This is a genomic window from Terrabacter sp. GCM10028922, from assembly GCF_042666095.1.
Taxonomy (GTDB): Bacteria; Actinomycetota; Actinomycetes; order Actinomycetales; family Dermatophilaceae; genus Terrabacter.
This window is the reverse complement of the sequence record NZ_JBHTFG010000007.1, coordinates 58,325-83,545: the sequence shown is the minus strand read 5'-3', so window position 1 is coordinate 83,545 and position 25,221 is coordinate 58,325. Positions and strand designations below refer to the sequence as shown.

Genomic DNA, 25,221 nt, shown 5'->3' with positions numbered 1-25,221 from the left:
TTTCCTGGGTACAGAACCCCTCGGGTGAGTGGGTTCGACTGCGTCGTAGCGGGTCACACCGCCCGGAGGACGGCGTCGGGTCTCGCGTAGACGACGTAGGCCAGCCACGTCGGGTCGTCGGCGTCACGCGCGGCGGCCCGCGCCAGGGCGCTCGCGCGCGACATCGGCGTCCCCTTGAGCAGCTCCTCGTAGAGCGTCTCGACGAAGACCCGGGCGGGCTCCTCCTGCACGGACCACAGGCAGGACACGAAGGCGGAGGCGCCGGCGTCGAGGAACGCCTTGGCGAAGCCGCCCACGGTCGTGAAGAGCTCACCCGAGCGGCCGGTCTGGCAGGCGTTGAGCACGACGAGCGGGCCGGGCACGCCTGGGTCGGTCCAGTCGACGTTCTGCGAGACGTCGGTCGAGCTGAGGAACTGCTCGCGCACCGTCGAGCCGCGCCGTTGGCCCCTGAGCAGCACCTTCGCGTCGGCGATGGCGTCGCTGCGGGCCGCACCGTGGCCGGAGAAGTGCAGCAGGTCGAAGCCGCCACCGCGCAGGAGGCGTTCGACACCGCGGGGTGTCGCCGTGACCGGCTTGGCACCGAAGCGCTCACGGAGGTAGCCGGCCTCGGCGACGCCGACGTCGTTCTTGAACATCGGGTTCGCGTAGACGGGGCAGATCGAGCGAGCCCTGCCGCGCCGGACGTGAACCTCGCGGGGCGGGAAGCTGCCCAGCTGCCACCGCACGAGACCACCGGAGGCGAGAAAGCGCGGCTTGGTGCCGCGCTTGCCACGCGGGGGCTTGAGGTGCACCAGCTCCCACGGCACGAACGGCTCGTCGGTGTAGACGATGAGGTCGTGCACGCGGTCGCGGTGCTTCCAGAGGTAGGCCTGCATGTCCTCGGGGAAGAACTGGTCGAAGAGCAGCGTGCCGGTGTTCTGCAGCTGGGTGAGTCGCTGCCGTGCCGTGAGGTCCGGGTCCTTGATGACCCGTTCGACCTCGCCGATCCGGTCGCGCACGAAGTCGTCCCGGCCGACGATCGGCGCGGACTCGAAGACCCGTTCCGGCTCGCCTGGGACGAGGCGAAGGGCGTAGCTGTACACCCGCTCCCCCGTGACCCGGCGACCCTCGACGATGTCGAGGCAGGCGAGCCCGTCGAGCTCCGGGGCGTCGATGCCGGTGTGCACTGCAGCCGTGGCAGGTGCCGGTGCGAGCATGCCGGCCGCAGCAGCCGTCGCCTCGAGAGCCACCGTCGCGACGGGCACCCAGCCCTGGCGCAGCACGATCGACACGCGTATCGGCCCGGCGGCCAGCGCCCGTGCCCGGAAGGTCAGCTCGCTCGCCCAGTCGCCGCTCGGCAGCCCGAAGACCTTCGCGTCGGTGTCGAGGACCGTGACGTTGTCCTTGGCGTAGACCTGCACGCTGATCGGCCGTTCGGCGACGACGTGGACCGTCTCCGCCACGTGGACGGTGCCCTCCGTCGGCGCGAGCTGGGTCCGGGCGAGGCGTACGCGCACGGTGAAGTCCGCGCCCGGCGTCACGGTGGAGGGCATCTCGGCCGCGAGCTCGGCCGGAGTCGTCACCTCCGCCCGGGCCGCCCCCACTCCTTCGACACCGGCGGCCGCAGGGCTGGTCTTCTTGGCCGTCGCCTTCGTGGCGGTGGCCTTCTTGGCGGTCGTCTTCTTCGCCGTCGGCCGCCGTGCCGCGGTGGGAGGTCGCGGCGGCGCGTCGCCTGACGGCGGGGCGGACGGCGGCGGAGGTGGCGGCAGCGCCGGTGGCAGCTCCGGTGGCTGCTCCGGCATCGCGCCGAGCTCGTCCCCGCCACCGTCAGCCATCTCGAGCCCGCGGTCGCCTCCGGCTTCCGCGCCGAGGACCGGGCCGGCGGTCATCCAGTCTGGCAGGACCGCCTCGGCGTCGGACGCGCCGAGCCCGAGCGGCAGCCACTGCGAGATGGCCCCGATCACCGACAGCTGCGAGAAGTAGTTGACGTGGTGCACGACGTCGTTGGTGCCGAGCGAGAACGTGTCGCGCACGTAGCCGCCGGACGGACCTCCGATGGCCGCCATGGCGTCGGTGTCGACGACGAGGTCGTTGCCGCCGCGGAACAGCCCGTCGACGAAGCCCTCGGCGAGGCGCACGGCCAGCTCTCGCGGGAACTCCGGGGGGTTGTGGTGGTCGTCGAAGAGGGACACGTGGAAGTCGGACGAGACGACGAACCAGTTCGTCCCAGGTCCCGGCTGTCCCTGCTGGTCCTCGTTGAGCTGGGACACGAAGGGCCCGTCCGGCCTCATCGCGGCCAGGCCGGGCACGCCGTCCCCGTCGGCGGCATACGACACGAGGTACTTCACGAGTGCGCCGATACCACGCACGACGCCGCTGACGATGGCCGCGAAAGGAGCGCCACCGGGCACGAGCGACAACCCGGCCGAGGTCGCCATGACGAGGTTCGTGTAGAGGTCGACGAGGTCGTGCCAGCGGGCCGGGTCGGCCAGGTGGGTGCCGCCGTTGGTGGAGGCCACGAACACGATCGAGTCGACGGTGGCCCGCAGGCCGGACCCGGGCAGCACCGTCTCGACGAAGGACCGTGTGACGAGCCCGCCGCGGCTGTGGGTGATGACGTCGATGACGAGCTCGCCGTCGTGCGGCTCGAGCAGCGCCAGGAGGTCGCGCGCGTTGCGCTCGGGGTCGACGCTCAGGGTCCTGTGGTCGAACCCGAGCACTGCGTCGTACGCCGACACGACGGTGTCGACGAAGCCTTCCGCCCCAGGGGTCACCGCGAGTGCACCGAAGGCCCCGGTCGTCGAGGAGAACGTGCCGTGCACGAGGAGCAGGACGCGCGCGGCGCGGTCGGTCGGCAGGCCCACCTGCCCGATGTCCTGGACCGGTCGCCAGGCCTGGAGCGTCCCGCCGGTGACGTGCACGAGGCCGGTACGGACGTTCGACTCCAGTCGCTCGACGACCTTTCCGACGATGACGGGTGCCGCGAAGCGCAGGACGATGGCCTGCACTGCGCCGTGGGCGAGGTCGCCGAGGAGGCCACGGTCCGCACCGGCGCCCGGCGCCCGGCGCGTGCGGGGTCGACGCGTAGGTCGAGCCGGAGGCTCCGGCTGCACGGAGAGCGAGAACGAGACGGTCCGCGGGCCGGGGTCGAGGGAGCGGGTGCGCTCCTGTGCGTCGACGGGCAGGTGCCATGAGTAGACGCCATCACGCTCGAGGAGCACGACCGCGTCGTTGCCGGCGGGGACGTCGACGTCGAGCGAGACGGTGCCTCGCCGGTTGGGCGGTGCCGGCTCGTCGAGGCCGCGGGTTCGCTGTGGTGTCACGTCGATCCGGTCGACCACGACGAAGTCCTCTGTCCTCAGGGCCTCGACGAGCGCCGACCGCTCGGCGGCCCGCAGGTCGCCCGGCGACAGGTCCCGGTCGGAGCGGTCGGTCGCCGCCGTGGCGTCGTAACCGTGCGGCGTACGGACGCGCACCGCTCCCCCACCGAAGGACGCGGACGGCATACGTGGCTCCCCTCCGAGCTCGACCAGAGACGTGGACCTCCCGTCACCGTAGAGCCGTGAGAGCGGCCCGTGATACCGATCCGGCCAAATCGGTACCGCGTAATTGCGTTGCGCCCGCCGACGCCGGTGCGGGACCCTCGGTGTCGACCGCGACGGTGGACGACCGACGCACCGACCCAAGGAGGGTGACATGTCGATGACGGCCCCGGGCATGCCTGCCCACATCACTTCTTCCTTGGAGTCACGTTGTCATTCAATGCTTTTCACGAAGACGAGTACGAGGTCTACGACGCCCGACTGACCGACGGGCGGCTGGCGGACCTCGACCTCGAGCAGTACGCGGTCGACACGCAGCCCGACGCCCCTCCGGAGGGCGAGCGGTGGTCGAGCTGGGACGGTGCCACGCACGGCCCGAAGCCGCGACCAGACTGGGTCATCACCGACCTGGGTGCGGTCGAGGCGGACCTCGGGGTCCTCAAGACCGGCAAGGAGGCCGACGTCCACCTCGTGCGCAGGTGGGTGCCCGGTTCCCCCGACCGGGACGTGCTCATGGCCGGCAAGCGCTACCGGTCGAGCAAGCACCGCCTGTTCCACCGCGACTCGGGCTACCTCGAGGGACGGCGCGTGCGGAAGTCGCGCGAGACGCGGGCCATGCGGACCCGAACCTCGTTCGGCAAGGAGCTCATCAGCGGCCTCTGGGCCTTCGCGGAGTTCCAGACGCTGGTCAGGCTCTGGGGCGAGGGTCTGCCTGTGCCCTACCCGGTGCAGATGTCCGACGACGAGATGCTGATGGAGTTCATCGGCACCCCCGACGGACAGGCCGCACCGCGTCTCGCCCAGTCCAGGCCCGACCCCGAGCTGCTGCCCGGGCTCTTCGAGCAGCTCCGCGAGGCGATGCTCCGGCTCGCCGAGCTGGGGTGGGCGCACGGCGACCTGTCGCCGTACAACGTGCTCCTCGCCGGCGAGGGAGACGACACGCGGCTCGTCATCATCGACTGGCCGCAGGTCGTCGACGTCATCGGCAACCCGCACGGCCCCGAGTTCCTCGAACGTGACACGCGCAACATGTGTGAGTGGTTCACTCGCCGTGGGTACGTGGTGGACGAAGGTCTGCTCTTCGGTGACCTCGTCGCCGCGGCCACGTCGCGCTGGTGAGCAGCGAGGCCGAGGAGTTTGCAGGCGTGACGGAGGCCACCCGTTCGTGGGGTGGCCTCCGTCCGCGTGCCGGGCCGGCTTCCTCGCGCGGTAGGCCAGGGCCTGAGGTGTGTTGACTCAGTCGGTGAGGAAGTCCGCAGGATGGCCGAACTTGCCCGAGTGGACGAACGCCTCGAGCGTCAGGCGGGAACGTGGGAGACGGGCACGGGTGCGCACCCAGTCGGGCATCTCCGCGTCCCCGTCGGGACCGGCCGGCAGGCCGAGCGCGATGCCGGTCGTCACGGCCCAGTGCGGCGGCACGGCGAACGCCTCGGTCGCGGCGCGGTGGTCGAAGCCACCGAACTGGCGCACCTGCAGGCCCATCGACCGGGCCTGCACGGTGATGTGGGCGACGGCCTGTCCGAGGTCGAACATGGCGTAGTCGCTGTAGGCGATCTCGTGGTCCTCGTCGGTCGCCACCTGGTGGAGCGTGAGGATGATGGCCGACGCCGACGGGGCCCACACCTGGTTGGCCGACGACAGCACCTCGACCATCGCCGCGTGGGTGTCGTCGCCGCGCAGCCCCACGATGAAGCCCCACGGCTGGGAGTTGCCCGCCGACGGTGACCAGCGCGCCGCCTCGAGGATGGCGCGCAGGGCGTCCGGACCGATGGTGTGCGTGCGGTCGTAGACCATGACGCTCTCGCGGTCGCGCAGCAGGGGCGTCAGGATCTCCGGCTGCGCCTCCCGGGCCGGCTCGTGCGGGCTCGCCGTCATCAGTACGCCCTCCCCACGACCGCGAGGACACCGTCGTCGGACTCCGAGGCGGGCACGGACCCGTCCGGCATGGTCAGGCAGCGCACCGTCACGGCGGACTCGGCGAGCAGCGCCTCCCCCTCCGGCCCGATCGTCGACCAGGGCACCGTCGCCCACCCGGTGCGGGCCGCCTCGGCGGCCTCCTCGAGGGTCGTGGCCTCGGAGGTGTGGGCGTCGCGGTGGGCCAGCGCGGCGGCATACAACGCCTCGTGGTCGTCGACGAGCGCCCCTTCGACCGCCTCGGCGACACGGGCGAGCTGGACGGCTGACTTGCCCCCCGCGATGCGCCGGGCGACCGTCACGCTCCCCTCGGCGAGGTCGCGGGGCCCCATCTCGACGCGGATCGGGATGCCCTTGAGCTCCGCGTCGACCACGCGACGGCCGAAGGGCGTGTCGAGCCGCGCATCGAGCTCGGCCCGGACTCCACGCGCCACGAGGTCCGCGAGGACCTGCTGCGCCGCCTGGAGGACTCCCTCGCCGTCCTTGACGACCATGACGAGTGCCTGGACCGGCGCGAGCCGGGGCGGAACGCGCAGGCCGTCGTCGTCGCCGTGACACATGATGAGGCCGCCGAGCATGCGGGTCGAGGTGCCCCACGACGTGGTCCAGCACAGCTCGTGGTTGCCCTGCTCGGAGAGGTACGAGATGTCGAAGACCTTCGCGAAGTTCTGGCCGAGCTCATGGCTCGTGCCCATCTGAAGGGCCTTGCCGTCGCGCATCATCGCTTCCAGGGCAAGGGTGTTCGTCGCGCCGGCGAAGCGCTCTCGCGCCGTCTTGCGACCGAGGACGACCGGCATCGCGAGCATCTCCCGCATGAACGTCGCGTAGACGTCCTTGTGGATGTGCGTGGCGTAGCGGCGCGCGTCCTCCTCCGTGGCATGCGCCGTATGCCCCTCCTGCCAGAGGAACTCGCTCGTGCGCAGGAAGATCCGCGGACGCAGCTCCCACCGGACGACGTTGGCCCACTGGTTGAGCAGCAGGGGCAGGTCACTGTAGCTCTGCGTCCACTTCGCCATGAACTCGCCGATCACGGTCTCGGACGTCGGGCGCACGACCACCGGCTCCTCGAGCTCCTTGCCGCCGGCGTGCGTGACCACGGCGAGCTCGGGGCTGAAGCCCTCGACGTGCTCGGCCTCACGGGTGAGGTACGACTCGGGGATGAACAGCGGGAAGTACGCGTTGCGCGCGCCGGCGTCCTTGATGCGCCGATCCAGGTCGGCCTGCATGCGCTCCCAGATCGCGTAGCCGTACGGGCGGATCACCATGGTGCCGCGCACCGGGCCGTTGTCGGCGAGCTCGGCCTTGGCGACGACGTCCTGGTACCAGCGAGGGAAGTCCTCGGTCTGGGGCGTGAGCACGGGCTGGGCCATGGCCTCGATCCTACGGTCGGCACCCGCCGGTCCCGACCGGCGTGACCCGGTTCACGTCTGCCTACACACGCTCCATCGTCGCCACCATGAACGCCTGCCACGCCTCGCGGGACTCGGCGAGCTCGCCCGGCCCGCCGACCTGCTCGAGGATGCGGGTCGTCGCATCACGCGTCACGTCGTCGAAGTCGCCCGTGATCTCGACGTCGGTGCGCCCCCACACGTGTCGGCACATGGCCTGCACGGCCTGGACCTGCGCGTTGGAGCGGCGGATGAGGCGAGGCTGCTCCGGACCGAAACGCCCGATGTCGACGTGGATGTGGTTGGCGTGCGCACCGTCGAAGAGATACGTCAGCACGTCGGCGAACTCGTGGTGCAGCCCGGCAGCCGTGCCCCAGTAGAGCCGGAGACGCCGGCGCAGCTCGCTCGCGGGTGCGTCGCGCCACTGGTCGTAGCGCAGCGACGTCAGGTCGCGTCCGGCGGCGCGCAGCCGCGCGATGTCGATCGCCTCGCCCGAGCTGTGCCACGACGTCGAGGAGCCGCGCACCCACGCGCCGAACGACCGGATCTGGTCGGGCGCCTGCCCCACGTGCCGCCGGTGCAGGGCGAGCCACCGGTCGAGCCGGGCCCCGAAGGGCTCCGTGACGTAGTAGGTCGCATGACGCCCGTTCACCTCGTAGACGTATGCCGCCTCGCCGATGCGTCGGCGGGCCTGCAGGTCCGTGAAGTCGACGGGCTGCGGGTCGATGCGCAGCTCACGCGGTGGCGGCTCGCCCAGACCCGGGATCAGCGGGACGGACGGGAGGCCGGGACCGCGCGACACGGCATACACCCCGCCGGCGGCGACCGCGCCGACGGCGCCGAGCGTCAGGAGGCGGCGGCGCGTCAGGCCCGTGCGTTGTCCCGGGGGGCCGCCTGCGTCATCGACGGACCGGGCCGGCGACGCGGGCGCAGCGGGCTCCCCCGGCCTCGTGACCTGCCTCATGTCTGGTCCAACGCACGAGGGAGCCAGAGGTATCCCGCACGGTCGAACCGATGGGGCAGACTCGCAGGGAGCGACCAGTCCCACGTGGTGACCTCGTGGGGCATCGGGCCGCGACCGATCCGAGGAGGGTTGACCATGGCCGAGCAGAGGAGACGCCTGATCCCGATGGTGCCGGTGCGCCCCACTCCGGCGCCGACGCGTGACGTCGACCCTACGGAAATCGAGCGGTCACGGCTGCGTTCGAAGGCGGGCGGCCTTCCCGCCATCGCCGTCACGGCCCAACGCGGCATGGAGCAGATGGGCGCCCGTCGCTCGTTCGCGACGCTGCGCCGGATCAACCAGGCCGACGGCTTCGACTGCATGGGCTGCGCGTGGCCCGACCCACACCCGGAGGAGCGCAGCGTCGCGGAGTTCTGCGAGAACGGCGCCAAGGCGGTCGCGGAGGAGGCGACGCTGCGCCGGGTCGACCCGGAGTTCTTCGCCAGGCACTCCGTCACCGAGCTCGCGGGCTGGACCGACTACCTGCTCGGGCAGCAGGGCCGGCTCACGCACCCGATGGTGCTGCGCGAGGGAGGCAGCCACTATGAGCCGATCTCGTGGGACGACGCGTTCGCGCTCATCGCTGACCGGCTGCGCGGTCTCGCGAGCCCCGACGAGGCGGTCTTCTACACGAGCGGGCGCGCGTCCAACGAGGCGGCGTTCGCGTACCAGCTCTTCGCCCGCGCCTTCGGCACGAACAACCTGCCCGACTGCTCGAACATGTGCCACGAGTCGACGTCGGTGGCGCTCGCCGAGGTCATCGGCATCGGCAAGGGGTCGGTGACCCTCGAGGACCTCTACGAGGCCGAGCTCATCGTCATCGCCGGGCAGAACCCCGGGACGAACCACCCCCGCATGCTCACCGCCCTCGAGAAGGCCAAGCGCGGCGGTGCGACGATTGTCGCCGTCAACCCGCTCCCGGAGACCGGGCTGCGTGGCTTCGACAACCCCCAGACCGTCCGGGGCCTGACGGGCGTCGGCACCGAGCTCGCCGACGAGTTCCTCGCGATCCGCCTCGGCGGCGACCTCGCGCTGTTCCAGGCGATCGGCTCACTGCTCGTCGCGCGCCACGACGCCGGTGAGGACGTGCTCGACCGCGACTTCATCGAGCGGCACACCGCCGGCTTCGAGGAGTGGGCCCAGCACGTCCGCGAGCTCGACTGGGACCTCGTCGCCGAGGCCACCTCGCTCGACCGGGCCCAGATCGAGAGGGTCGCCGAGCTCTTCGCGCGCTCGCGTCGCACCGTGCTGTGCTGGGCGATGGGCGTCACGCAGCACCGGCACGCCGTCGCGACGATCAAGGAGATGGCCAACGTCGCGCTCGTCCAGGGCAACCTCGGCAAGCCCGGCGCTGGGCTGTGCCCGGTCCGCGGGCACTCGAACGTCCAGGGCGACCGCACGATGGGGATCTGGGAGAAGCTGCCGCCACACTTCGGCGACGCGCTCGATGCGGAGTTCGGCATCACCGTGCCGCGTGAGCGAGGTCTCGACGTCGTCAACGCGATCCGGGCGATGCGCGACCACGAGGCGAAGGTGCTCATCGGGCTCGGCGGCAACTTCGCTGCGGCGACGCCCGACACGGAAGTCACCCACGAGGCCCTGCGCACCGTCGGACTCGTCGTCAACATCTCGACGAAGCTCAACCGCTCCCACGTCGTCGTCGGCCACACCTCGCTGATCCTGCCGACGCTCGGCCGCACCGAGCGCGACGAGCAGCGCAGCGGCCTGCAGGGCGTCACCGTCGAGGACAGCATGTCCAGCGTCCACCTCTCGCGCGGCCGGCTCGAGCCCGCGAGCCCGCACCTGCGCTCGGAGGTGTCGATCGTCTGCGGCATCGCGGCGGCGACCCTCACCGGGCCGGGCGCCGCGGGCGAGATCGACTGGGCCGCAATGGCCGATGACTACTCCGTCATCCGCCGGCACATCGAGCGGGTCGTGCCCGGCTGCGCAGCCTACGACGAGAAGGTCCACCGGCCGGGCGGCTTCGTGCTCCCCCACCCGCCGCGTGACTCGAGGATCTTCGAGACGCCCTCCGGAAGGGCACTGCTGACGGTGAGCCCGCTCGAGATGGTGTCAGCCCCGGAGGGGCACCTCGTGCTCCAGTCGCTCCGGAGCCACGACCAGTTCAACACGACGATCTACGGGCACGACGACCGCTACCGGGGCATCTCCGGTGGGCGCGAGATCGTCATGGTCCACCCCGACGACCTCGCCACGCTCGGGTTCTCCGACGGCGACCGCGTCGACGTCGTCGCACCGTGGCCCGACGGGACCCAGCGCGTCGTGCGCAACTTCCGGGTCGTGGCCTACCCCACGGTCCGTGGCTGCGTCGCCGCCTACTACCCCGAGGTCAACCCGCTCGTCGCGCTCGAGTCGACGGCTGTCGGCAGCAACTGTCCCGTGTCCAAGGCGGTCATCGTGCGGCTCGTGCCGGCAGGCTCGGCCGACCAGCACTCGGCCTCCGACGACCTCGATGCCGGCGACGACTCGGAGAAGCGCAGCGACGTCACGCCGCACCACCTCAGCTGAGCCCGCACCACGTGGCGCGGGGTTCGTGGCACGGGCTGCGTGGCACGGGCTGCGTGGCACGGGCTGCGTGGCACGGGCTGCGTCTCGGCCGACGGGCGACGGTTCGCCATGCAGTCCGTGGCCCGAAACGCAGGTCGTGCCCCAGACGGGCAATCTCCCGGGGGCCACCGAAGGTGACGGCGGCGGCGATGTCACACCTGAGGCGGTTCGCGTGTCCACCTCCTGACGGCGCCGACCACCTGGCGCCCACCACCACGGAGGAGACCGAGATGAGCACTCGCCCAGCCGCCCCCATCGCCCCCATCGAACGCACGAGCTCGGCCCGGATCCCGCTCGAGCACCGCCAGACGCTCTTCGTCCGGCTGGTGTCCGGGTGGAGCCGGCGCCGCTACGGCGCCGTCCTCGAACCGGGACTCGCGATGCTGCACAACCGACGCGTGCTGGTGTCGGTGTCGCGCTTCGAGATGGCCGTCGAGAAGTGGTCGAGCGTCGACCAGGGGCTCAAGGACCTCGCGTGCGCTGCGGTCGCGGCCCAGATCGGCTGCAGCTGGTGCATGGACTTCGGCTGGTACGTCTCCCGAGACAAGGGGCTCGATGTCGCCAAGCTCGAGCACCTCTCCGACTGGCGCGAGGCCGACGTCTACACGCGCCTCGAGCGGTCGGTGCTCGCGTACGCCGAGGCGATGACCGCGACACCGCCGGAGGTGACGGACGAGCTCGTCGCCGACCTGCGCGAGCAGCTGACCGACGAGCAGCTCGTCGAGCTCACTGAGATGATCTCGTTGGAGAACCTCCGCTCCCGCACGAACTCGGCCCTGGGCCTCACGAGCCAGGGCTTCAAGGACCACTGTGAGGTGCCGGCACCGTGAACCGTCCAACCGCTGACGAGCAGACCGCGCTCTTCGAGGAGCACCGACGCCTCCTCGTCGGCGCGGCCTACCGCCTGCTGAGCAGCCACTCCGACGCCGAGGACGTCGTGCAGGAGGCGTGGATCCGATGGAGCGGCGTCGACCCGGAGACCATCGACGAGCCACGTGCGTACCTCCTCACGATCACGACGCGTCTGGCCCTGAACCGCTTGCGGCAGCTGCGAACTCGTCGTGAGAGCTACATCGGGCCGTGGCTGCCCGAACCGGTCTCGAGCGATCCTCGAGGCGACGGCGCCGCCGCGGCGGAGCTCGCCGACGACGTGTCGATGGCGATGCTCATCGTGCTCGAGTCGCTGAGCCCGCTGGAACGTGCCGCGTTCGTGCTCTCCGACGTCTTCGGTATGCCGTCCGGCGAGGTCGCGGGCGCGCTCGACCGCTCACCCGCCGCCGTCCGCCAGCTCGTCCACCGTGCCCGCTCGCACGTCGAGGCGCGGCAGCCGCGGTCGGTCGTGGACGCCGCGCGGCACCGCGAGGTGACGGAGCGGTTCATGGCCGCGGCGGCGACCGGTGACCTCGACGGTCTCATGGAGGTCCTCTCGCCCGACGTCGCGCTGGTCACCGACGGCGGCGGGGTGCGCAAGGCCGCCCTGCGGCCGATCCACGGCGCAGAGAAGGTGATCCGTTGGCTGCTCGGCGTGCTCGGGCGCCCCGATGTGGAGGGCCTGGCGCCGCACCTGCGCACCGTCAACGGCGAGCTCGCGATCGTGACGACGTCGGTCGAAGGCGTCGACTCGGTCCTCTTCCTGACCGTCGAGGACGACCACATCACGGCTCTCCACGCCATCCGCAACCCCGACAAGCTCGGCGCCGTCACCTGACGGCGGTTTGAGGCGTCGGTCGCGCTCAGCAGCGCCGGAGTACTCCGGCGTCGCTGAGCGGGAGCCCTCCCGATCGGCGACGTCCGGGTCCTCAGGACAGTGCGGCGATGGCCTCGGCCGTGGCGAGCACCTTGTGGGCCGAGTCGACGTGGAGGTTCTCGATGAGCCGGCCGCCCAGAGTCGCGACGCCCCTGCCCTCGGCCTGGGCGGCCTCGAAGGCCGCGATGACGGCCCGGGCCTCCTCGACCTGGGCGGCGCTCGGGGCGAAGACCTCGTTGCACGGCTCGACCTGACCCGGGTGGATGAGGGTCTTGCCGTCGAAGCCCATCTCGCGACCCTGCCGGGCCTCGGCGAGGAAGCCGTCGGCGTCCTTGACGTCGTTGTAGACACCGTCGACGACCGCGACGCCCGCCGCCCGTGCAGCGAGCAGCACGAGCTGGAGGCTGGTCGCGATGGCAGCACGTCCGGCGGCGAACGTCGCGCCGAGCTCCTTGTAGAGGTCGTTCGTGCCGAGGACGAGACAGGCCAGCCGGTCCGAGGCCCGCGCGATCTCCTCGGCGTGCAGCACCGCGAGCGGCGTCTCGACCATGGCCCACAGGCGCGTGTGCTCTGGGGCGCCCGCCCCTTCCATGGCAGCCACGAGCCGGCGCACCTCGTCGGCCGAGCCCACCTTCGGTACGACGATGGCGTCGGGGCCGGCGGTGCTGGCTGCCGCGACGTCTGCCTCGTGCCACTGCGAGCCGAGCCCGTTGACGCGAATCGTCAGCTCGCGGCGGCCGAAGTCGCCGGACTGCACTGCGGCACAAGCGTTCTCACGTGCCGCGTCCTTGGCGTCGGGCGCCACGGCGTCCTCGAGGTCGAGGATGAGCGCGTCGACGGGCAACGTCTTCGCCTTCTCCAGGGCGCGCTCGTTGGAGCTCGGCAGGTAGAGCACCGAGCGTCGCGGCCGGTAGGCCGCCCCGTTGACGGCATTCGTCGGCTCCGGCACGGGATCAGCCTTCCTGCGGGGCGGGCTTGGCGGCATACAGCTCGGCGAGCGCCGGGTCGGACTTCGAGAGGCGCTCGGCCAGCTCGACGATGACGAGGCACTGTTTGAGGCTGGCGTCGTCCTCCATCTTGCCGTCGAGCATGACGGCCGCGCTGCCGTCGCCCATGGCGGCGACGACCCGTCGGGCGTGCGCGACGTCCTCGGCCGAGGGGCTGAAGACGCGCTTGGCGATCTCGATCTGCACCGGGTGCAGCGACCACGTGCCGACGCATCCGAGCAGGAACGCGTTGCGGAACTGGTCCTCGCACGCGACGACGTCCGCGATGTCGCCGAACGGGCCGTAGTACGGGTAGATGCCGTGCATCGCGCAGGCGTCGACCATGCGCGCGATCGTGTAGTGCCAGAGGTCCTGCTGGGCTGTGGCGCGCGCACCCGTGATGTCGCCGCCGACCGCGTCGGCGCGCACGAGGTAGCCGGGGTGTCCCCCGCCGACGCGCGTCGTCTTCATCCGGCGGTCGGCGGCGAGGTCGGCGGGCCCGAGCGAGAGGCCCTGCATGCGCGGGGAGGCCCCGCAGATCTCCTCGACGTTGACCATGCCGCGGGCCGTCTCGAGGATCGCGTGCACGAGGATGGGGCGGGTCAGACCCGCTCTCGCCTCGAGCTGGGCGAGCAGGCGGTCGACGTAGTGGATGTCCTCGGCCCCCTGCACCTTCGGCACCATGACGACGTCGAGCTTGTCGCCGATCTCGGTGACGAGCGTCGTCAGGTCGTCGAGGGCCCACGGGCTGTCGAGGGCGTTGATGCGAGTCCAGAGCTGGGTGTCGTCGCCGAAGTCGGTCGCCTTGGCGATCTCGACCAGGCCGGCGCGCGCTGCCTCCTTGCGATCGGCCCTCACAGCGTCCTCGAGGTTGCCGAGCAGCACGTCGACGGTCCCGACGAGGTCGGGCACCTTGGCCGCCATCCTGGGGTTGCTGGGGTCGAAGAAGTGGATGACCCGGCTGGGGCGGGCCGGCACCTGGGTCAGAGGGGCCGGCGCGCCGACCGCGAGGGGACGGAAGAAGTCCTTGGCGCTGCGCATGGGCGTCAACGTAGCAACGCCCTCTTGCGCCGCGTTATGACGACAGTCACGCGTGCCACCGATGAGGGCGGGATCACTATGGTGGCCGTGTGACCGAGCCCCGGACCGAGTCCCCGAGCGACTCTCAGAGCGAGTCTCAGAGCGAGTCTCCGAGCGAGCCGTCGAGCGAACCCTCGAACGAGCCCTCCCGCCAGCCGGAGGCAGCGACGGCCGCCGCCCTGCTCGGCGAGGCAATGACCAAGTCCGGCCTGCTCTGGATCGAGGTCGCCGGCGACCGCACCTGGCCCGCGTGGCACGTCTGGGACGACGGCGCAGCTCTTGTCGTCAGTGGCCCGGGCGAGCAGCCGCTGCCGTGGCTGCCGAAGGAGGTCCGGCTCATCCTGCGCAGCAAGGACACGGGGGGCCGGCTGCTCACGGTGCGCGCGCACGTGCACGTCCTCGAGCCCGGAACGCCTGAGTGGCAGCGCGCCGCCGACCTGCTCAAGGCCTCGCGCCTCAACTCCGTCGACGACTCCCTAGCCCGCTGGGCCGCCGAGTGCACCGTCAGCGCGCTCGTGCCGTTCGACAGCCCCCTCGAGTCCCCCGGGGCGTATGCCGCCCACGACCACCGCCAGCCCCCGGCCCGCACCGCCGCGACGACCACGTCGTGGCGACCGTGGCACTGGGGCGGCCGTGGCGAGGAGAAGGCGGAGCGCAAGCGGGCACGCGACGAGGCGAAGGCGGCTCGTCAGGCCGCGAAGGAGCGCGCCAAGCTTCGCAAGAAGCACCAGCGACGTGGCACCCGGCGACGCGGACGCTGACCCCATAGCCTTGGGGTCATGAGTGCGAGCACCCGCGTCTTCGTCGCGCGCCTGACCGGCCTCGCCGTCTTCGACCCGCTCGGCGACCAGGTCGGACGCGTGCGCGACGTCGTCGTGATGTTCTCCGCCAACCGTCCCGAGCCGCGCGTCATCGGCCTCGTCGTCGAGGTCCCGGGCCGCCGCCGCGTCTTCGTGCCGATGACCCGGGTCACCTCGATCGACGCCGGAGCCGTCATCACGACGGGCCTGGTCAACATGCGCCGGTTCGAGCAGCGCACCAACGAGGTGCTCGTCGCAGCCGAGCTGTTCGACCGCACGGTCCGGGTCACGACCCCCGAGGCCGTCGAAGCCGGTTTCGCCGACGCCCTCGTCGAGGACCTCGCCATCGAGCAGGGCCCACGACGCGACTGGCTCGGCACGCGCGTCTTCGTCCGGCAGGCCCCGGCCGGGGTCTCCCCGGCGTCCAAGGCCATGTCACGCCTGACCCGGCGGCGCTCGGGCAAGACGATGCTCGTCGACATCCGCGATGTCGTCGGGCTCCACGAGCAGGCGGGTGCTCAGAGCGCCGAGCGCCTCCTCGAGACCTACGACGACCTCAAGGTCGCAGACCTCGCCGAGGTCATCCACGACCTCAACCCGAAGCGGCGGGCCGAGGTCGCCGCGGCCCTCGACGACGAGCGGCTCGCCGACGTCCTCGAGGAGCTGCCCGAGGACGACCAGGTCGAGATCCTGGCCGGCCTCGCCAGCGCGCGCGCCGCCGACGTCCTCGAGGCGATGGAGCCCGACGACGCGGCCGACCTGCTCGCCGACCTGCCGCCCGAGCAGGCCGAGGAGCTGCTCCAGCTGATGGAGCCCGACGAGGCCGCTCCCCTGCGACGGCTGCTCACCTACGACGAGAACACCGCCGGCGGCATGATGACGACCGAGCCCGTCGTCCTCGGCCCCGAGGCCACCATCGCCGAAGCCCTCGCGACGGTTCGCCGAGAGGAGCTGGCGCCTGCCCTCGCCTCGATGGTCTACGTCTGCCGTCCCCCGCTCGAGGCGCCGACCGGGCGTTACCTCGGACTCGTCCACATCCAGCGCCTGCTCCGCGAGCCGCCGCACGCCGCGGTCGGTTCGATCATCGACAAGGAGATCGAGCCCGTGCCCGCGACCGCGTCGCTCGAGACGGTGACGCGCACGCTCGCGACGTACAACCTCGTCTCGCTGCCGGTCGTCGACGACGACGGGCGGCTCATCGGCGCGGTCACCGTCGACGACGTGCTCGACCACATCCTCCCCGAGGACTGGCGTGAGGAGCGGCACGAGCTCGGGGTCAAGCCGTGAGCGAGCGGACGGAGCGCCGCACGGGCGCGCGGGCCGTGCGTGGCGACAAGCTCGACCAGCCGCAGGAGCAGCGGGCCCGAGTGCTGCCGCGACTCTCCTTCTCGCAGGAGGCCTTCGGGGTCCTGTCCGAGCGGTTCGCGCGCCTCATGGGCACGGCGGGCTTCCTCATCGGCATGACCGTCTTCGTCGCGGCCTGGATCGTGTGGAACACCCTCGCTCCCACCGACCTCGTCTTCGACGAGTTCCCCTTCATCTTCCTGACGCTCATGCTGAGCCTGCAGGCGTCGTATGCCGCCCCGCTCATCCTTCTCGCGCAGAACCGGCAGGCCGACCGCGACCGCGTCGCGCTGGAGCAGGACCGTGCACGCGACGAACGCAACCTCGCCGACACCGAGTTCCTGACCCGCGAGGTCGCCTCACTGCGCCTGGCCCTCCGCGAGCAGGCCACCCGCGACTTCGTCCGCTCCGAGCTGCGCGGCCTCCTCGACGAGCTCGAGGACCGGGCGCTGCTGCACCGGGTCGATGACAGCTCGGCCCCGACTCCCCCGCAACCCACCGAGTAGTCGCCCACACACCGGGACCGGAAGCCGGTGTGTCGGCCGTTTCCGGGTGTGTTGCGGTAGACAGCGGGCGTGGTCGGGGCGCCCGGTGGGTCGGCATACGATGGAGGACATGTCCGTCCCTGCACTGCCCAGCCGTGACGTCATGCTCACGGCGCTGTCGAAGGTCAACGACCCCGAGATCCGCAAGCCGATCACCGAGCTCGGCATGGTCAAGTCGGTCGAGATCGACGACGCGGGCAAGGTGGCGCTCGCGATCTTCCTCACGGTCTCGGGCTGCCCGATGAAGGAGACCCTGACCCGCGACACCTCGAACGCCCTCCTCGCGCTCGACGGCGTGACGTCGGTCGAGGTCGAGCTCGACGTCATGAGTGACGAGCAGCGCGCCGAGCTGCGCTCGCAGCTGCGCGGCGGGGCCCCGGAGAAGGAGATCCCCTTCGCGAGGCCCAACAGCCTCACGCGCGTGTATGCCGTGGCGTCCGGCAAGGGCGGCGTCGGCAAGTCGTCGGTGACCGTCAACCTAGCCGTTGCGATGGCCGAACAGGGGCTGCGCGTCGGCGTCGTCGACGCAGACGTCTACGGCTTCTCCGTGCCGCGCATGCTCGGCGTCGAGCAGCACCCGACGCAGGTCGACGACATGATCCTGCCGCCCATCAGCCACGACGTGAAGGTCATCTCGATCGGCATGTTCGTGCCCGGCAACCAGCCCGTGGTGTGGCGTGGTCCGATGCTCCACCGTGCGCTCCAGCAGTTCCTCGGTGACGTCTTCTGGGGCGACCTCGACGTGCTGCTCCTCGACCTGCCCCCGGGCACCGGCGACATCGCGATCTCGGTCGCCCAGCTCATCCCGACCGCCGAGATCCTCGTCGTCACGACGCCGCAGCAGGCGGCCGCCGAGGTCGCCGAGCGGGCCGGCGCGATCGCCCTGCAGACCCACCAGCGGGTCGTCGGTGTCATCGAGAACATGTCGTGGCTCGAGCTGCCGGATGGCACGCGCCAGGAGATCTTCGGCTCGGGTGGCGGTCAGGCGGTAGCCGACTCGCTGACCAAGAGCATCGGTGCACCCGTCGAGCTGCTCGGCCAGATCCCCCTCGACACGCGCCTGCGTGAGGGCGGCGACAGCGGTACTCCGGTCGTGCTCGGTGAGCCCGACTCCGCGGCCGCCGTCGCGCTGCGCGGGATCGCGCGCAGCCTCGGCTCACGTGCCCGAGGCCTCGCCGGCCGCTCCCTCGGCCTCACGCCCGCAGGACGCTGACCACCGGCGCCGGCCCCTCACCCGTCGAGAGGCCAAAACCTGCGTCTCCGCGTGGTCGAGAGGCCACTGGCCGCCGCCAGGAACTGGCCACTCGACAGGGCCGCCACCGCACGGATGTTGGCCACTCGACGGGCGCCACTGCACGGATAGTGGCCACTCGACGGGCGCCACCGCACGGAAGTTGGCCACTCGACGGGTCAGGTGGCTTCGCTGTCCCAGGGAGTCGGCAGCGAGGGGTCGTGACCGCGGGGCGTGCTAAGGGGCTTGTCGACGGTCGGCTCGGGTGCGACGTCGTCGTCGGCCGGCGCGGCGAGGGCATCGCGGACGATCTTGCGCGGGTCGTACTGGCGGGGGTCGTAGGCCCTCCAGTCGACGTCGGAGAACTCCGGACCCATCTCGTCCTTGAGCTGCTGCTTCGCCCGGTCGGCCATCGTGCGGGCCTGTCGCACGAAGCGGCCGAACTTCGCGGCGTACTCGGGCAGCCGCTCGGGACCCAGGATGAGGATGGCGAGCAACCCGAGCAGGAGCAGCTCCCACCCGTTGATGTCGAACACAGTTCCTCGCTTCCACGCGTTCCGGCTGCGCCATCCTACGGTGGCGGGTTGGGGCCTAGCTGGCCGGATCGGCTTCCAGCGTCATCCGCAGCTCGAGCTGCTGCCCGTCACGCTCGATCCTGAGGCTCACGGTGTCGCCGACCGCTCGGGCGCGAATGGAGACGATGAGCTGGTCGGCTGCGCGGATGCGCTTTCCCTCGAAGGCGATGATGACGTCGCCGGCCTTCACGCCGGCCTTGGCGGCAGGCCCGCCCGCCGTCACTGCGTTGGGCTCGTCGATCACCCGGGCGCCGTCGCCGACGAACGTGCGGTCGAGCTTGACGCCGATGACCGGGTGCGTGGCCTTACCGGTCGCGATGAGCTGGTCTGCGGTGCGGCGCGCCTGGTCGCTCGGGATGGCGAACCCGAGGCCGATGCTGCCGCCGGTGGCCCCGCTCGTGCCGGGCACCCGGGCGATGGCGCTGTTGACGCCGATGACCTTGCCGTTGAGGTCGAGCAGCGGCCCACCGGAGTTGCCGGGGTTGATCGCCGCGTCGGTCTGGATGGCGTTGATGTAGGACGACTCCCCGGGGTCGCCCGGCGTCACGGGCCGGTTGAGCGCGCTGACGATGCCCGTCGTGACGGTCTGGTCCAGGCCGAGCGGGGCGCCGACGGCGATGACCTGGTCGCCGACGACGACCTTGTCGGACGGTCCGAGCTGGAGCGGCGTGAGGCCGGTGCGCTCGATCTTCAGCACGGCGAGGTCGTAGCTGGCGTCGCGCCCCACGATGGTCGCCTTCTCGGTGTCACCGTTGCTGAGCACGATCTCGATGTCGCCGCCGACGCCCGGTTCGACGACGTGGTTGTTGGTCAGGACATGGCCCTTGGAGTCGATGACGAACCCGGAACCGGTTGCCGAGCCCTCGCTGCCGGCGTCGACCTTGATGGTCACGACGCTCGGCAGCACCTTCGCGGCGATGCTGGCAACCGAGCCGGGCGGGCGCTGCGTGGCCCCGGGACCGGGCTCGGGAAGGGTCGACGCTCCGGTGTTGATGCGGTCCTCGGCGAGCTGGCCTGCCACCCCGCCGACCACGCCGGAGAGCAGGCACAGGCCTGCCACGGCCGCGACCATCCTGCCTCGCCCCTTGCGCCGGCCAGCGGGTCGAGGCTCGTCGGTGAGCAGCACGCCCGGCGGCATGGGTCCGCCTGCCGCTGCGGCCTGCTCGCCTGCAGGCGCCGGCGGCACCGGACCGGCGTATGCCGGCTGGCCCGGCCCGCCGGTTCCGCTCGGCTGCGTCGTGGCGGCATCGGGCTCTGCAGCCGGCTCGGCACCCGGCGCCATACCGGCAACCGGATGGGACACCGGGCCTGACGTCTGAGCCGGTGCGCTCGCGCTGATCGGCGCCTGGTCGGCCACGGGCGGCGCGTACGCGGAGCGGTGCGCCTCCTCGGCCAGCGCGTCGGCGCGGTCGCTGCCCCACGAGGCATCGGCCCGCACCGGGACGCCTGCGCCGTCGGCCGGGTGCTCGCCACCGAAGACGTCGAACCACGCGTCCTCGCGGTCGTCGGACCGCGCGCCGGACGGTGCCTGCGGGGTGGCCGGCACGGGGTGGGTGGGCGCCGGCTCGCGAGGAATGGCCTGCGTGTCGTGCACGTCGATGATGCCGGTCTGCTCGGGCTCCGCTGCCCGGGTGGGCTCGGGAGGTGTCGTCGGCTCGGGGTCCGGCGTCCTCGGCTCGTCGCTCATGGACTCGATTGTGCCGAACCGACGTTGGAGACGCGGAGCGGGGCTGCGATACCGCCGGCGCTCGGCGCGCTGTTGGCGGCGCGGGTCGACACGACCCAGTAGGGCACGTTGCCGGCACCGACGTCGGAGCGGGACTCACGCGTGGCGGACGAGACCCGGTTGCCCGGTATGACCGACCCACCGACGTTGACGGCGCTCATCGTGCTGGCCCCGAAGCTCGCGACAGGGGTGCGAGCCGCGGGCACTCGCGAGCCGGGCGAGCCGGCGACCGGCGACACGGTCAGGCCCCAGGCCGCAGCCACCGACGCGCCTGCTGCGATCGAGGCCACGACGGCGGCGCGCATCGGAGAGCGGTGCAGGGCAGGAGCCGTCGGGCGCACGGTGGGCACAGGGTCGTAGGACGGGGCGGACGGCATACGGAAGCCGAGGGGCGGCATCGGGATGCGTGGGCCGGCGCCGGCCGGAGCGGACTCCAGTGGCGGGCTCGCCGCGAGACCCATGAGCGAGGTGCGCAGGCTCATCGGTACGCCGGTGTCGGCGCGGAGCGAGGCGACGATGCGTCGCTCCTGCTCAGCGGCGGATCGGCACATGGCGCAGCAGACGAGGTGACGGTCATAGACGTGCAGCAGCGCCGGGGGCAGCGCGCGGTCGACGTAGGCGCGCACGTGGCCCTTGAGGTGCGGCGTCACTCGATCACCCCCGCACCCATCAGCGTGTGCTCGCGGCGACGCGGCGGCCCGGAAGGCGCAGGCCGGGACGGGACGTGCGGGAGTCGGGCTTGGCAGCCGCCGAGGCGACCGCCTCGGGTGCGCGGTGCGCGAGCGCCTCGCGCAGCTGCGCGCGACCTCGGTGGATGCGCGAGCGGACGGTCCCCAGCTTGACGCCGAGCGTGGCGGAGATCTCCTCGTAGGAGAGCCCCTCGATGTCACAGAGGACGACGGCGGCCCGGAACTCAGGAGCCAGGGCGTCGAGGGCGCGCTGCACGTCGTCGTCGAAACGGCCGTCGTGGTAGGTCTGCTCGGGGCCCTTCTCGGTGCTCGGAAGGCGGCCGGCGGCGTCCTCGGGCAGCGCGTCGAAGCGGATGCGCTGCTTGCGGCGCATCTTGTCGAGGAAGACGTTGGTCGTGATGCGGTGCAGCCAGCCCTCGAACGTGCCGGGCTGGTACGAGTGGAGCGACCGGAAGACCCGGACGAAGACGTCGTGCGTCAGGTCCTCGGCGTCGTGCGGGTTGCCCGTGAGGCGGTACGCCAGCCGGTAGACGCGCGCCGAGTGCTGCTCGACGATCTCCTCCCACGTGGGAGGAGTCCACGCCGAGTCGGCCTGCTCCACCGAGGTGGGAGAGGTGGACGTCACGCTGGTGCTCACTGGGGGCTTGGCCTTTCACGGGGAGGGTTCAACGACAGAACGCCGTCAGTGCTGGTTTCGTTCCCTCGATCGTCTCGGAGTGTGCTGTCCGAGCACCAGCCGGAACCTGTGGATCCGCTGTGGATCGGTCACAGGGCCTGGTCGCTCCCGTCGCGCGGGGTGGCCTCGTGGTGGCGCCGGCCGTGCGTGCGGCGGTCCTCCTTCATCTCGGCCTCGTAGAGGTGCCGACGCCCGTCGACGAGGTCCTTGCGCGCGGCCGCCTCGAGATCCTTGAACGTCGCGTAGTAGCCGTCGTCGTACTCCTCGACGACCTGGAACGTCCACCGGCCCTCGAGGACGTTGCGCCCGACGAGCTCGGTCTGCAGCCGGTCCGCCACGTCGCCGTGACCGGCCGTGCGGAACATCTCGACCGCCTCGCCCAGCGCGAGGTCGGCCGTGCCGGTCAGGCGGTGGAAGCGGTACAGGTGGCCCCGGGCGTCCTCGATCACCTCGAAGGCCTCGGACAGCTTTCCGAGCGCCTCGACCGTCGCGTCGTCCACACCCTCCGGGCGGCGGTGCTCCGGGGTCGGCACGTCGTTGTCATCCATGACCCGATCCTTACCCCTTCGAGCGCGACGGCGTGCCGAATCCACCCGGTTCGTCACAGTAGGGTGACGACCATGAGCACCCAGAAGGTCGCCGCATGGTCGCACGCCGAGGAGTTCGTCGCCCCGAGCGAGCACGTCGAGGAGGCGAGCCGCCGTGGCGAGGAGCTCGGTGCCCAACCCGTCGGCAACGGTGTCGGCGCCGTGCTCCAGCTGCTCGCGGCCGCGACGGGCGCCAAGGCTGTCATGGAGATCGGCACCGGCGCCGGCGCCTCGGGCCTGTGGCTGCTCGGCGGCATGCCCGCCGACGGCATCCTCACGACGATCGACCTCGAGACCGAGCACCAGCGCGCCGCTCGCGACGCGTTCGCTGCCGCCGGTATCGCCCACCAGCGCACCCGCGTCATCGCCGGTCGCGCCCTCGAGGTGCTCCCCCGCATGACCGACGCCGCCTACGACCTTGTCGTGATCGACGCCGACAAGGAGGAGTACCCCGACTACCTCACGCAGGCCACCCGCCTGCTCCGGCCCGGCGGCACCCTCGTGCTCACGTGGAGCGACAAGGAGTCCGATCCGGCCAACCGCGACGCCGAGACGCGCACGCTGCGCGAGGTCGGGCGCACCATCCGCGACCACGACCAGTTCACCGTCGCGCTTCTCCCGGTGGGCGAGGGCCTGCTCGTCGCCGTCAAGCGCTGACGCGCTCCGGACACGTATGCCGTCCGGCCGGCCGGACGGCATACGTCCTGTCGCCGGGACGCGAAACGGCCCCCGACCGGGTGGTCGGGGACCGTCGAACCTGGATCAGGCGAAGGGGTCAGCTGACGCCGTCACAACCCTGGATCGCGTCACGCAGAGCTGCAGCCTCGTCGGGGGTCATCTCGACGACGAGACGCCCGCCGCCCTCAAGGGGCATCCGCAACACGATGCCGCGGCCCTCCTTGACGACCTCGAGCGGTCCGTCGCCGGTCCTCGGCTTCATTGCTGCCATGGTTCCCCTTCCCTAGGAATCCTCGGTCTTTGGTCCCATTATTCCGTGTCTCGTTTGCGAGACCTAATTGGGGATGTGACAGATGGCACGTCCTCCCAGATCAGGGGGTGCCGCCCTTCCCCGCCGGGATGGATTGGGACAGAGTGGCGGCCATGACGGAGAGCCCCGCGACCCCCGAGACACCCGCGACGCCCGACTCCACCGCCTCGCCGCTCCTCGTCGAGGTCGACGACGGCATCGCCTGGCTCCGGCTCAACCGGCCCGAGGCGATGAACAGCCTCGACGACGCTCTCAAGGGCGCGCTGGTCGCGGCGCTGCGCGAGGTCGGCGAGGACCCGGCCGTGCGCTGCGTCGTGCTCACGGGGTCGGGTCGCGCGTTCTGCGTCGGGCAGGACCTCAAGGAGCACGTGCGCAACCTCGGCGACCCGACCTCGACGCTCGCGACGACGGTCACCGACCACTACAACCGGATCGTCACGTCGCTCGCGACGATGAACAAGCCGGTCATCGCCGCCATCAACGGAGTCGCCGCCGGGGCGGGACTCAGCTTCGCGCTCGCGTGCGACTTCCGTGTCGCGTCGGACCGCGCGGGGCTCAACACCTCGTTCGCCGGCATCGCGCTCTCGTGCGACTCGGGCGCGTCGTGGACCCTCCCCCGCCTCGTCGGCCCCGCCCGCGCCAAGGAGCTGCTCCTCCTGCCGCGCACCGTGGGCGCCGACGAGGCCCTCACGCTCGGGCTCGTGACGAAGGTCGTGCCTGCCGACGCGCTCGATGCGGCAGTCGCCGACCTCGCTCGGACGCTGGCGGACGGGCCGACTCTCGCGTACGGCTCGATCCGCCGCGCGGTCGCCTACTCCGCGAGCGCCGATCTCGCCGACGCGCTCGCCAACGAGGCCGAGCTCATGGCGCTGACGGGTCGCAGCAGCGACCACCGGGCAGCGGTCGACGCCTTCCTGGCCAAGCAGAAGCCGACCTACAGCGGAACCTGAGCCGGCTCGCCCGGGTGGCGTTGTCGGGGTGGCGTTTGTCGGCGTGACGACGCCGGGGCCGCGGTCGGGGGCCGCTGTCGCCATGCGCGTCTAGCGTGAGGGCATGGCACAGCAGTTCCGCGACCAAGACCTCAGCGAGGCCCTCTTCCACGACGTCGACCTCAGCCGCGCGACGTTCCGTGAGGGCGACCTCTCGGGCGCCCGGATGCTCGGGGTGGTCGCGATCGGCCTCGAGATCGACGGCCTCGTGAAGGACCTTGTCGTCAACGGCGTCGAGGTGACCGGCTACGTCGAGGCCGAGCTCGACCGGCGCCACCCGGAGCGGCTGCTGCTGCGCTCGGACGAGCCGGCCCTGCTCCGAGAGGCGTGGTCGTGGCTCTCCCGACACTGGGACGAGACGGCGGCGCGAGTCGCGGCGCTGCCCGAGGCGGACCAGCACCGGGGGGTCGACGACGAGTGGTCGGCCGTCGAGACGATGCGCCACCTCGTCTTCGTCACCGACTCGTGGTTCACGCGCGCCGTGCTCGGCCGGGCCGGCGCCTTCCACGCGACCGGGCTCGCATCCGGGTTCGTGCCGCACCAGCCCGAGATGGGGCTCGACCCCACGGCGTCGCCGAGTCTCGACGAGGTGCTCGAGGTACGCCGGCGCCAGCGCACCGAGGTCAGCGACTTCCTCGCCACGGTGACGCGTGACGACCTCGCGCAGCGCGGCTGGGACGCGACGGAGCCGGGCTGGCCGCTCGACCCGACGGAGCGCACGGTCCTCGAGTGCCTGCACACGCTGCTCAACGAGGAGTGGGCGCACCGCTGCTTCTGCGAGCGGGACCTCGACCGGCTCGCAGCGGCAGGCTGATCACGCGCGAGATCGCGCACCTGCTGTCGCCGAGACGCATCGGGCGCGCG

General features: G+C 71.7%; 23 protein-coding genes. 11 read left to right on the top strand and 12 right to left on the bottom strand.

Features of this window, described 5'->3' with window-relative positions; genetic code table 11:
* Positions 1 to 53: 53 nt before the first annotated feature.
* A complete protein-coding gene (locus tag ACFQU3_RS07885; protein ID WP_385908433.1) occupies positions 54 to 3,485 on the bottom strand; it encodes a CHAT domain-containing protein in 3,432 nt (1,143 codons plus the stop codon).
* A gap of 246 nt (positions 3,486 to 3,731) precedes the next feature.
* On the opposite strand from ACFQU3_RS07885, the gene ACFQU3_RS07880 reads away from it, so the two are divergent.
* Positions 3,732 to 4,640, top strand: coding sequence for a serine protein kinase RIO (locus ACFQU3_RS07880; protein WP_385908431.1), 909 nt, complete (start codon positions 3,732 to 3,734; stop codon positions 4,638 to 4,640).
* Between the two features lie 117 nt (positions 4,641 to 4,757).
* Here the strand turns inward: ACFQU3_RS07880 and ACFQU3_RS07875 are convergent, their stop codons facing one another.
* From ACFQU3_RS07875 to ACFQU3_RS07865, 3 genes are all read right to left on the bottom strand, one after another.
* Positions 4,758 to 5,396: a nitroreductase family protein gene (locus ACFQU3_RS07875; RefSeq protein ID WP_385908429.1), complete on the bottom strand. Its 639-nt coding sequence runs from the start codon at positions 5,394 to 5,396 to the stop codon at positions 4,758 to 4,760.
* Positions 5,396 to 6,805: a proline--tRNA ligase gene (gene proS / locus ACFQU3_RS07870; protein ID WP_385908427.1), complete on the bottom strand. Its 1,410-nt coding sequence runs from the start codon at positions 6,803 to 6,805 to the stop codon at positions 5,396 to 5,398. The genes ACFQU3_RS07875 and proS overlap by 1 nt, the downstream gene beginning before the upstream one ends.
* Before the next feature lie 61 nt (positions 6,806 to 6,866).
* Entirely contained in the window at positions 6,867 to 7,787 is a 921-nt protein-coding gene (locus ACFQU3_RS07865) for an extensin family protein (protein ID WP_385908425.1), read from the bottom strand.
* Positions 7,788 to 7,922: 135 nt separating this feature from the next.
* Here ACFQU3_RS07865 and ACFQU3_RS07860 point away from each other — a divergent pair, with 135 nt between their 5' ends.
* From ACFQU3_RS07860 to sigJ, 3 genes are all read left to right on the top strand, one after another.
* The gene (locus ACFQU3_RS07860) at positions 7,923 to 10,355 is read left to right on the top strand and encodes an FdhF/YdeP family oxidoreductase (RefSeq protein WP_385908423.1); all 2,433 of its coding nucleotides are present in this window, start codon (positions 7,923 to 7,925) and stop codon (positions 10,353 to 10,355) included.
* Positions 10,356 to 10,624: 269 nt separating this feature from the next.
* A complete protein-coding gene (locus ACFQU3_RS07855; RefSeq protein WP_385908421.1) occupies positions 10,625 to 11,224 on the top strand; it encodes a carboxymuconolactone decarboxylase family protein in 600 nt (199 codons plus the stop codon).
* A complete protein-coding gene (sigJ, locus tag ACFQU3_RS07850; protein ID WP_385908419.1) occupies positions 11,221 to 12,102 on the top strand; it encodes an RNA polymerase sigma factor SigJ in 882 nt (293 codons plus the stop codon). Before ACFQU3_RS07855 ends, sigJ begins: the two co-directional genes overlap by 4 nt.
* 91 nt (positions 12,103 to 12,193) lie before the next feature.
* On the opposite strand, the gene ACFQU3_RS07845 is transcribed toward sigJ, so the two are convergent.
* A complete protein-coding gene (locus tag ACFQU3_RS07845; protein WP_385908417.1) occupies positions 12,194 to 13,090 on the bottom strand; it encodes an HpcH/HpaI aldolase/citrate lyase family protein in 897 nt (298 codons plus the stop codon).
* A gap of 4 nt (positions 13,091 to 13,094) precedes the next feature.
* On the bottom strand, positions 13,095 to 14,168 hold the full coding sequence (locus ACFQU3_RS07840) for an HpcH/HpaI aldolase/citrate lyase family protein (protein WP_385908415.1): 1,074 nt from the start codon (positions 14,166 to 14,168) through the stop codon (positions 13,095 to 13,097).
* A gap of 89 nt (positions 14,169 to 14,257) precedes the next feature.
* Here ACFQU3_RS07840 and ACFQU3_RS07835 point away from each other — a divergent pair, with 89 nt between their 5' ends.
* The 4 genes from ACFQU3_RS07835 to ACFQU3_RS07820 all read left to right on the top strand — a co-directional run bounded on the left by ACFQU3_RS07835 (position 14,258) and on the right by ACFQU3_RS07820 (position 18,109).
* Positions 14,258 to 14,968, top strand: coding sequence for a hypothetical protein (locus ACFQU3_RS07835; protein WP_385908413.1), 711 nt, complete (start codon positions 14,258 to 14,260; stop codon positions 14,966 to 14,968).
* A gap of 18 nt (positions 14,969 to 14,986) precedes the next feature.
* Positions 14,987 to 16,294, top strand: a complete 1,308-nt coding sequence (locus ACFQU3_RS07830) for a magnesium transporter MgtE N-terminal domain-containing protein (RefSeq protein ID WP_385908411.1) — start codon at positions 14,987 to 14,989, stop codon at positions 16,292 to 16,294.
* Positions 16,291 to 16,857 carry a DUF1003 domain-containing protein gene (locus ACFQU3_RS07825; protein ID WP_385908409.1) on the top strand — a complete coding sequence of 189 codons (567 nt, stop codon included), beginning with the start codon at positions 16,291 to 16,293 and terminating at the stop codon, positions 16,855 to 16,857. Before ACFQU3_RS07830 ends, ACFQU3_RS07825 begins: the two co-directional genes overlap by 4 nt.
* Before the next feature lie 109 nt (positions 16,858 to 16,966).
* Positions 16,967 to 18,109: an Mrp/NBP35 family ATP-binding protein gene (locus tag ACFQU3_RS07820; RefSeq protein ID WP_385908407.1), complete on the top strand. Its 1,143-nt coding sequence runs from the start codon at positions 16,967 to 16,969 to the stop codon at positions 18,107 to 18,109.
* 197 nt (positions 18,110 to 18,306) lie between these two features.
* Here ACFQU3_RS07820 and ACFQU3_RS07815 read toward each other — a convergent pair whose 3' ends face one another.
* From ACFQU3_RS07815 to ACFQU3_RS07795, 5 genes are all read right to left on the bottom strand, one after another.
* A complete protein-coding gene (locus ACFQU3_RS07815) occupies positions 18,307 to 18,663 on the bottom strand; it encodes a twin-arginine translocase TatA/TatE family subunit (RefSeq protein ID WP_385908405.1) in 357 nt (118 codons plus the stop codon).
* A 55-nt stretch (positions 18,664 to 18,718) separates the two neighbouring features.
* Positions 18,719 to 20,389, bottom strand: a complete 1,671-nt coding sequence (locus tag ACFQU3_RS07810; protein WP_385908403.1) for a trypsin-like peptidase domain-containing protein — start codon at positions 20,387 to 20,389, stop codon at positions 18,719 to 18,721.
* Positions 20,386 to 21,078 carry a hypothetical protein gene (locus tag ACFQU3_RS07805; protein WP_385908401.1) on the bottom strand — a complete coding sequence of 231 codons (693 nt, stop codon included), beginning with the start codon at positions 21,076 to 21,078 and terminating at the stop codon, positions 20,386 to 20,388. The genes ACFQU3_RS07810 and ACFQU3_RS07805 overlap by 4 nt, the downstream gene beginning before the upstream one ends.
* Before the next feature lie 19 nt (positions 21,079 to 21,097).
* Positions 21,098 to 21,742, bottom strand: a complete 645-nt coding sequence (gene sigE, locus ACFQU3_RS07800) for an RNA polymerase sigma factor SigE (RefSeq protein WP_385908399.1) — start codon at positions 21,740 to 21,742, stop codon at positions 21,098 to 21,100.
* Between the two features lie 140 nt (positions 21,743 to 21,882).
* Positions 21,883 to 22,341, bottom strand: coding sequence for a hypothetical protein (locus ACFQU3_RS07795; RefSeq protein WP_385908397.1), 459 nt, complete (start codon positions 22,339 to 22,341; stop codon positions 21,883 to 21,885).
* A 72-nt stretch (positions 22,342 to 22,413) separates the two neighbouring features.
* On the opposite strand from ACFQU3_RS07795, the gene ACFQU3_RS07790 reads away from it, so the two are divergent.
* Complete coding sequence (locus ACFQU3_RS07790; protein WP_385908395.1) at positions 22,414 to 23,037, top strand: O-methyltransferase; 624 nt, start codon at positions 22,414 to 22,416, stop codon at positions 23,035 to 23,037.
* A gap of 118 nt (positions 23,038 to 23,155) precedes the next feature.
* On the opposite strand, the gene ACFQU3_RS07785 is transcribed toward ACFQU3_RS07790, so the two are convergent.
* Positions 23,156 to 23,329, bottom strand: coding sequence for a DUF3117 domain-containing protein (locus tag ACFQU3_RS07785; protein ID WP_076262632.1), 174 nt, complete (start codon positions 23,327 to 23,329; stop codon positions 23,156 to 23,158).
* Positions 23,330 to 23,481: 152 nt separating this feature from the next.
* On the opposite strand from ACFQU3_RS07785, the gene ACFQU3_RS07780 reads away from it, so the two are divergent.
* A complete protein-coding gene (locus ACFQU3_RS07780; RefSeq protein WP_385908392.1) occupies positions 23,482 to 24,318 on the top strand; it encodes an enoyl-CoA hydratase/isomerase family protein in 837 nt (278 codons plus the stop codon).
* Positions 24,319 to 24,421: 103 nt separating this feature from the next.
* Positions 24,422 to 25,171: a DinB family protein gene (locus ACFQU3_RS07775; RefSeq protein ID WP_385908390.1), complete on the top strand. Its 750-nt coding sequence runs from the start codon at positions 24,422 to 24,424 to the stop codon at positions 25,169 to 25,171.
* Positions 25,172 to 25,221 lie beyond the last annotated feature (50 nt).

Bases quoted from the DNA above. Each gene is read 5' to 3' on its own strand.
- ACFQU3_RS07885 (WP_385908433.1), bottom strand. From the start codon at position 3,485: ATGCCGTCCGCGTCCTTCGGTGGGGGAGCGGTGCGCGTCCGTACGCCG.
- ACFQU3_RS07875 (WP_385908429.1), bottom strand. From the start codon at position 5,396: ATGACGGCGAGCCCGCACGAGCCGGCCCGGGAGGCGCAGCCGGAGATC.
- proS (WP_385908427.1), bottom strand. From the start codon at position 6,805: ATGGCCCAGCCCGTGCTCACGCCCCAGACCGAGGACTTCCCTCGCTGG.
- ACFQU3_RS07865 (WP_385908425.1), bottom strand. From the start codon at position 7,787: ATGAGGCAGGTCACGAGGCCGGGGGAGCCCGCTGCGCCCGCGTCGCCG.
- ACFQU3_RS07860 (WP_385908423.1), top strand. From the start codon at position 7,923: ATGGCCGAGCAGAGGAGACGCCTGATCCCGATGGTGCCGGTGCGCCCC.
- ACFQU3_RS07855 (WP_385908421.1), top strand. From the start codon at position 10,625: ATGAGCACTCGCCCAGCCGCCCCCATCGCCCCCATCGAACGCACGAGC.
- ACFQU3_RS07840 (WP_385908415.1), bottom strand. From the start codon at position 14,168: ATGCGCAGCGCCAAGGACTTCTTCCGTCCCCTCGCGGTCGGCGCGCCG.
- ACFQU3_RS07830 (WP_385908411.1), top strand. From the start codon at position 14,987: ATGAGTGCGAGCACCCGCGTCTTCGTCGCGCGCCTGACCGGCCTCGCC.
- ACFQU3_RS07820 (WP_385908407.1), top strand. From the start codon at position 16,967: ATGTCCGTCCCTGCACTGCCCAGCCGTGACGTCATGCTCACGGCGCTG.
- ACFQU3_RS07810 (WP_385908403.1), bottom strand. From the start codon at position 20,389: ATGAGCGACGAGCCGAGGACGCCGGACCCCGAGCCGACGACACCTCCC.
- ACFQU3_RS07795 (WP_385908397.1), bottom strand. From the start codon at position 22,341: ATGGATGACAACGACGTGCCGACCCCGGAGCACCGCCGCCCGGAGGGT.
- ACFQU3_RS07790 (WP_385908395.1), top strand. From the start codon at position 22,414: ATGAGCACCCAGAAGGTCGCCGCATGGTCGCACGCCGAGGAGTTCGTC.
- ACFQU3_RS07785 (WP_076262632.1), bottom strand. From the start codon at position 23,329: ATGGCAGCAATGAAGCCGAGGACCGGCGACGGACCGCTCGAGGTCGTC.
- ACFQU3_RS07780 (WP_385908392.1), top strand. From the start codon at position 23,482: ATGACGGAGAGCCCCGCGACCCCCGAGACACCCGCGACGCCCGACTCC.
- ACFQU3_RS07775 (WP_385908390.1), top strand. From the start codon at position 24,422: ATGGCACAGCAGTTCCGCGACCAAGACCTCAGCGAGGCCCTCTTCCAC.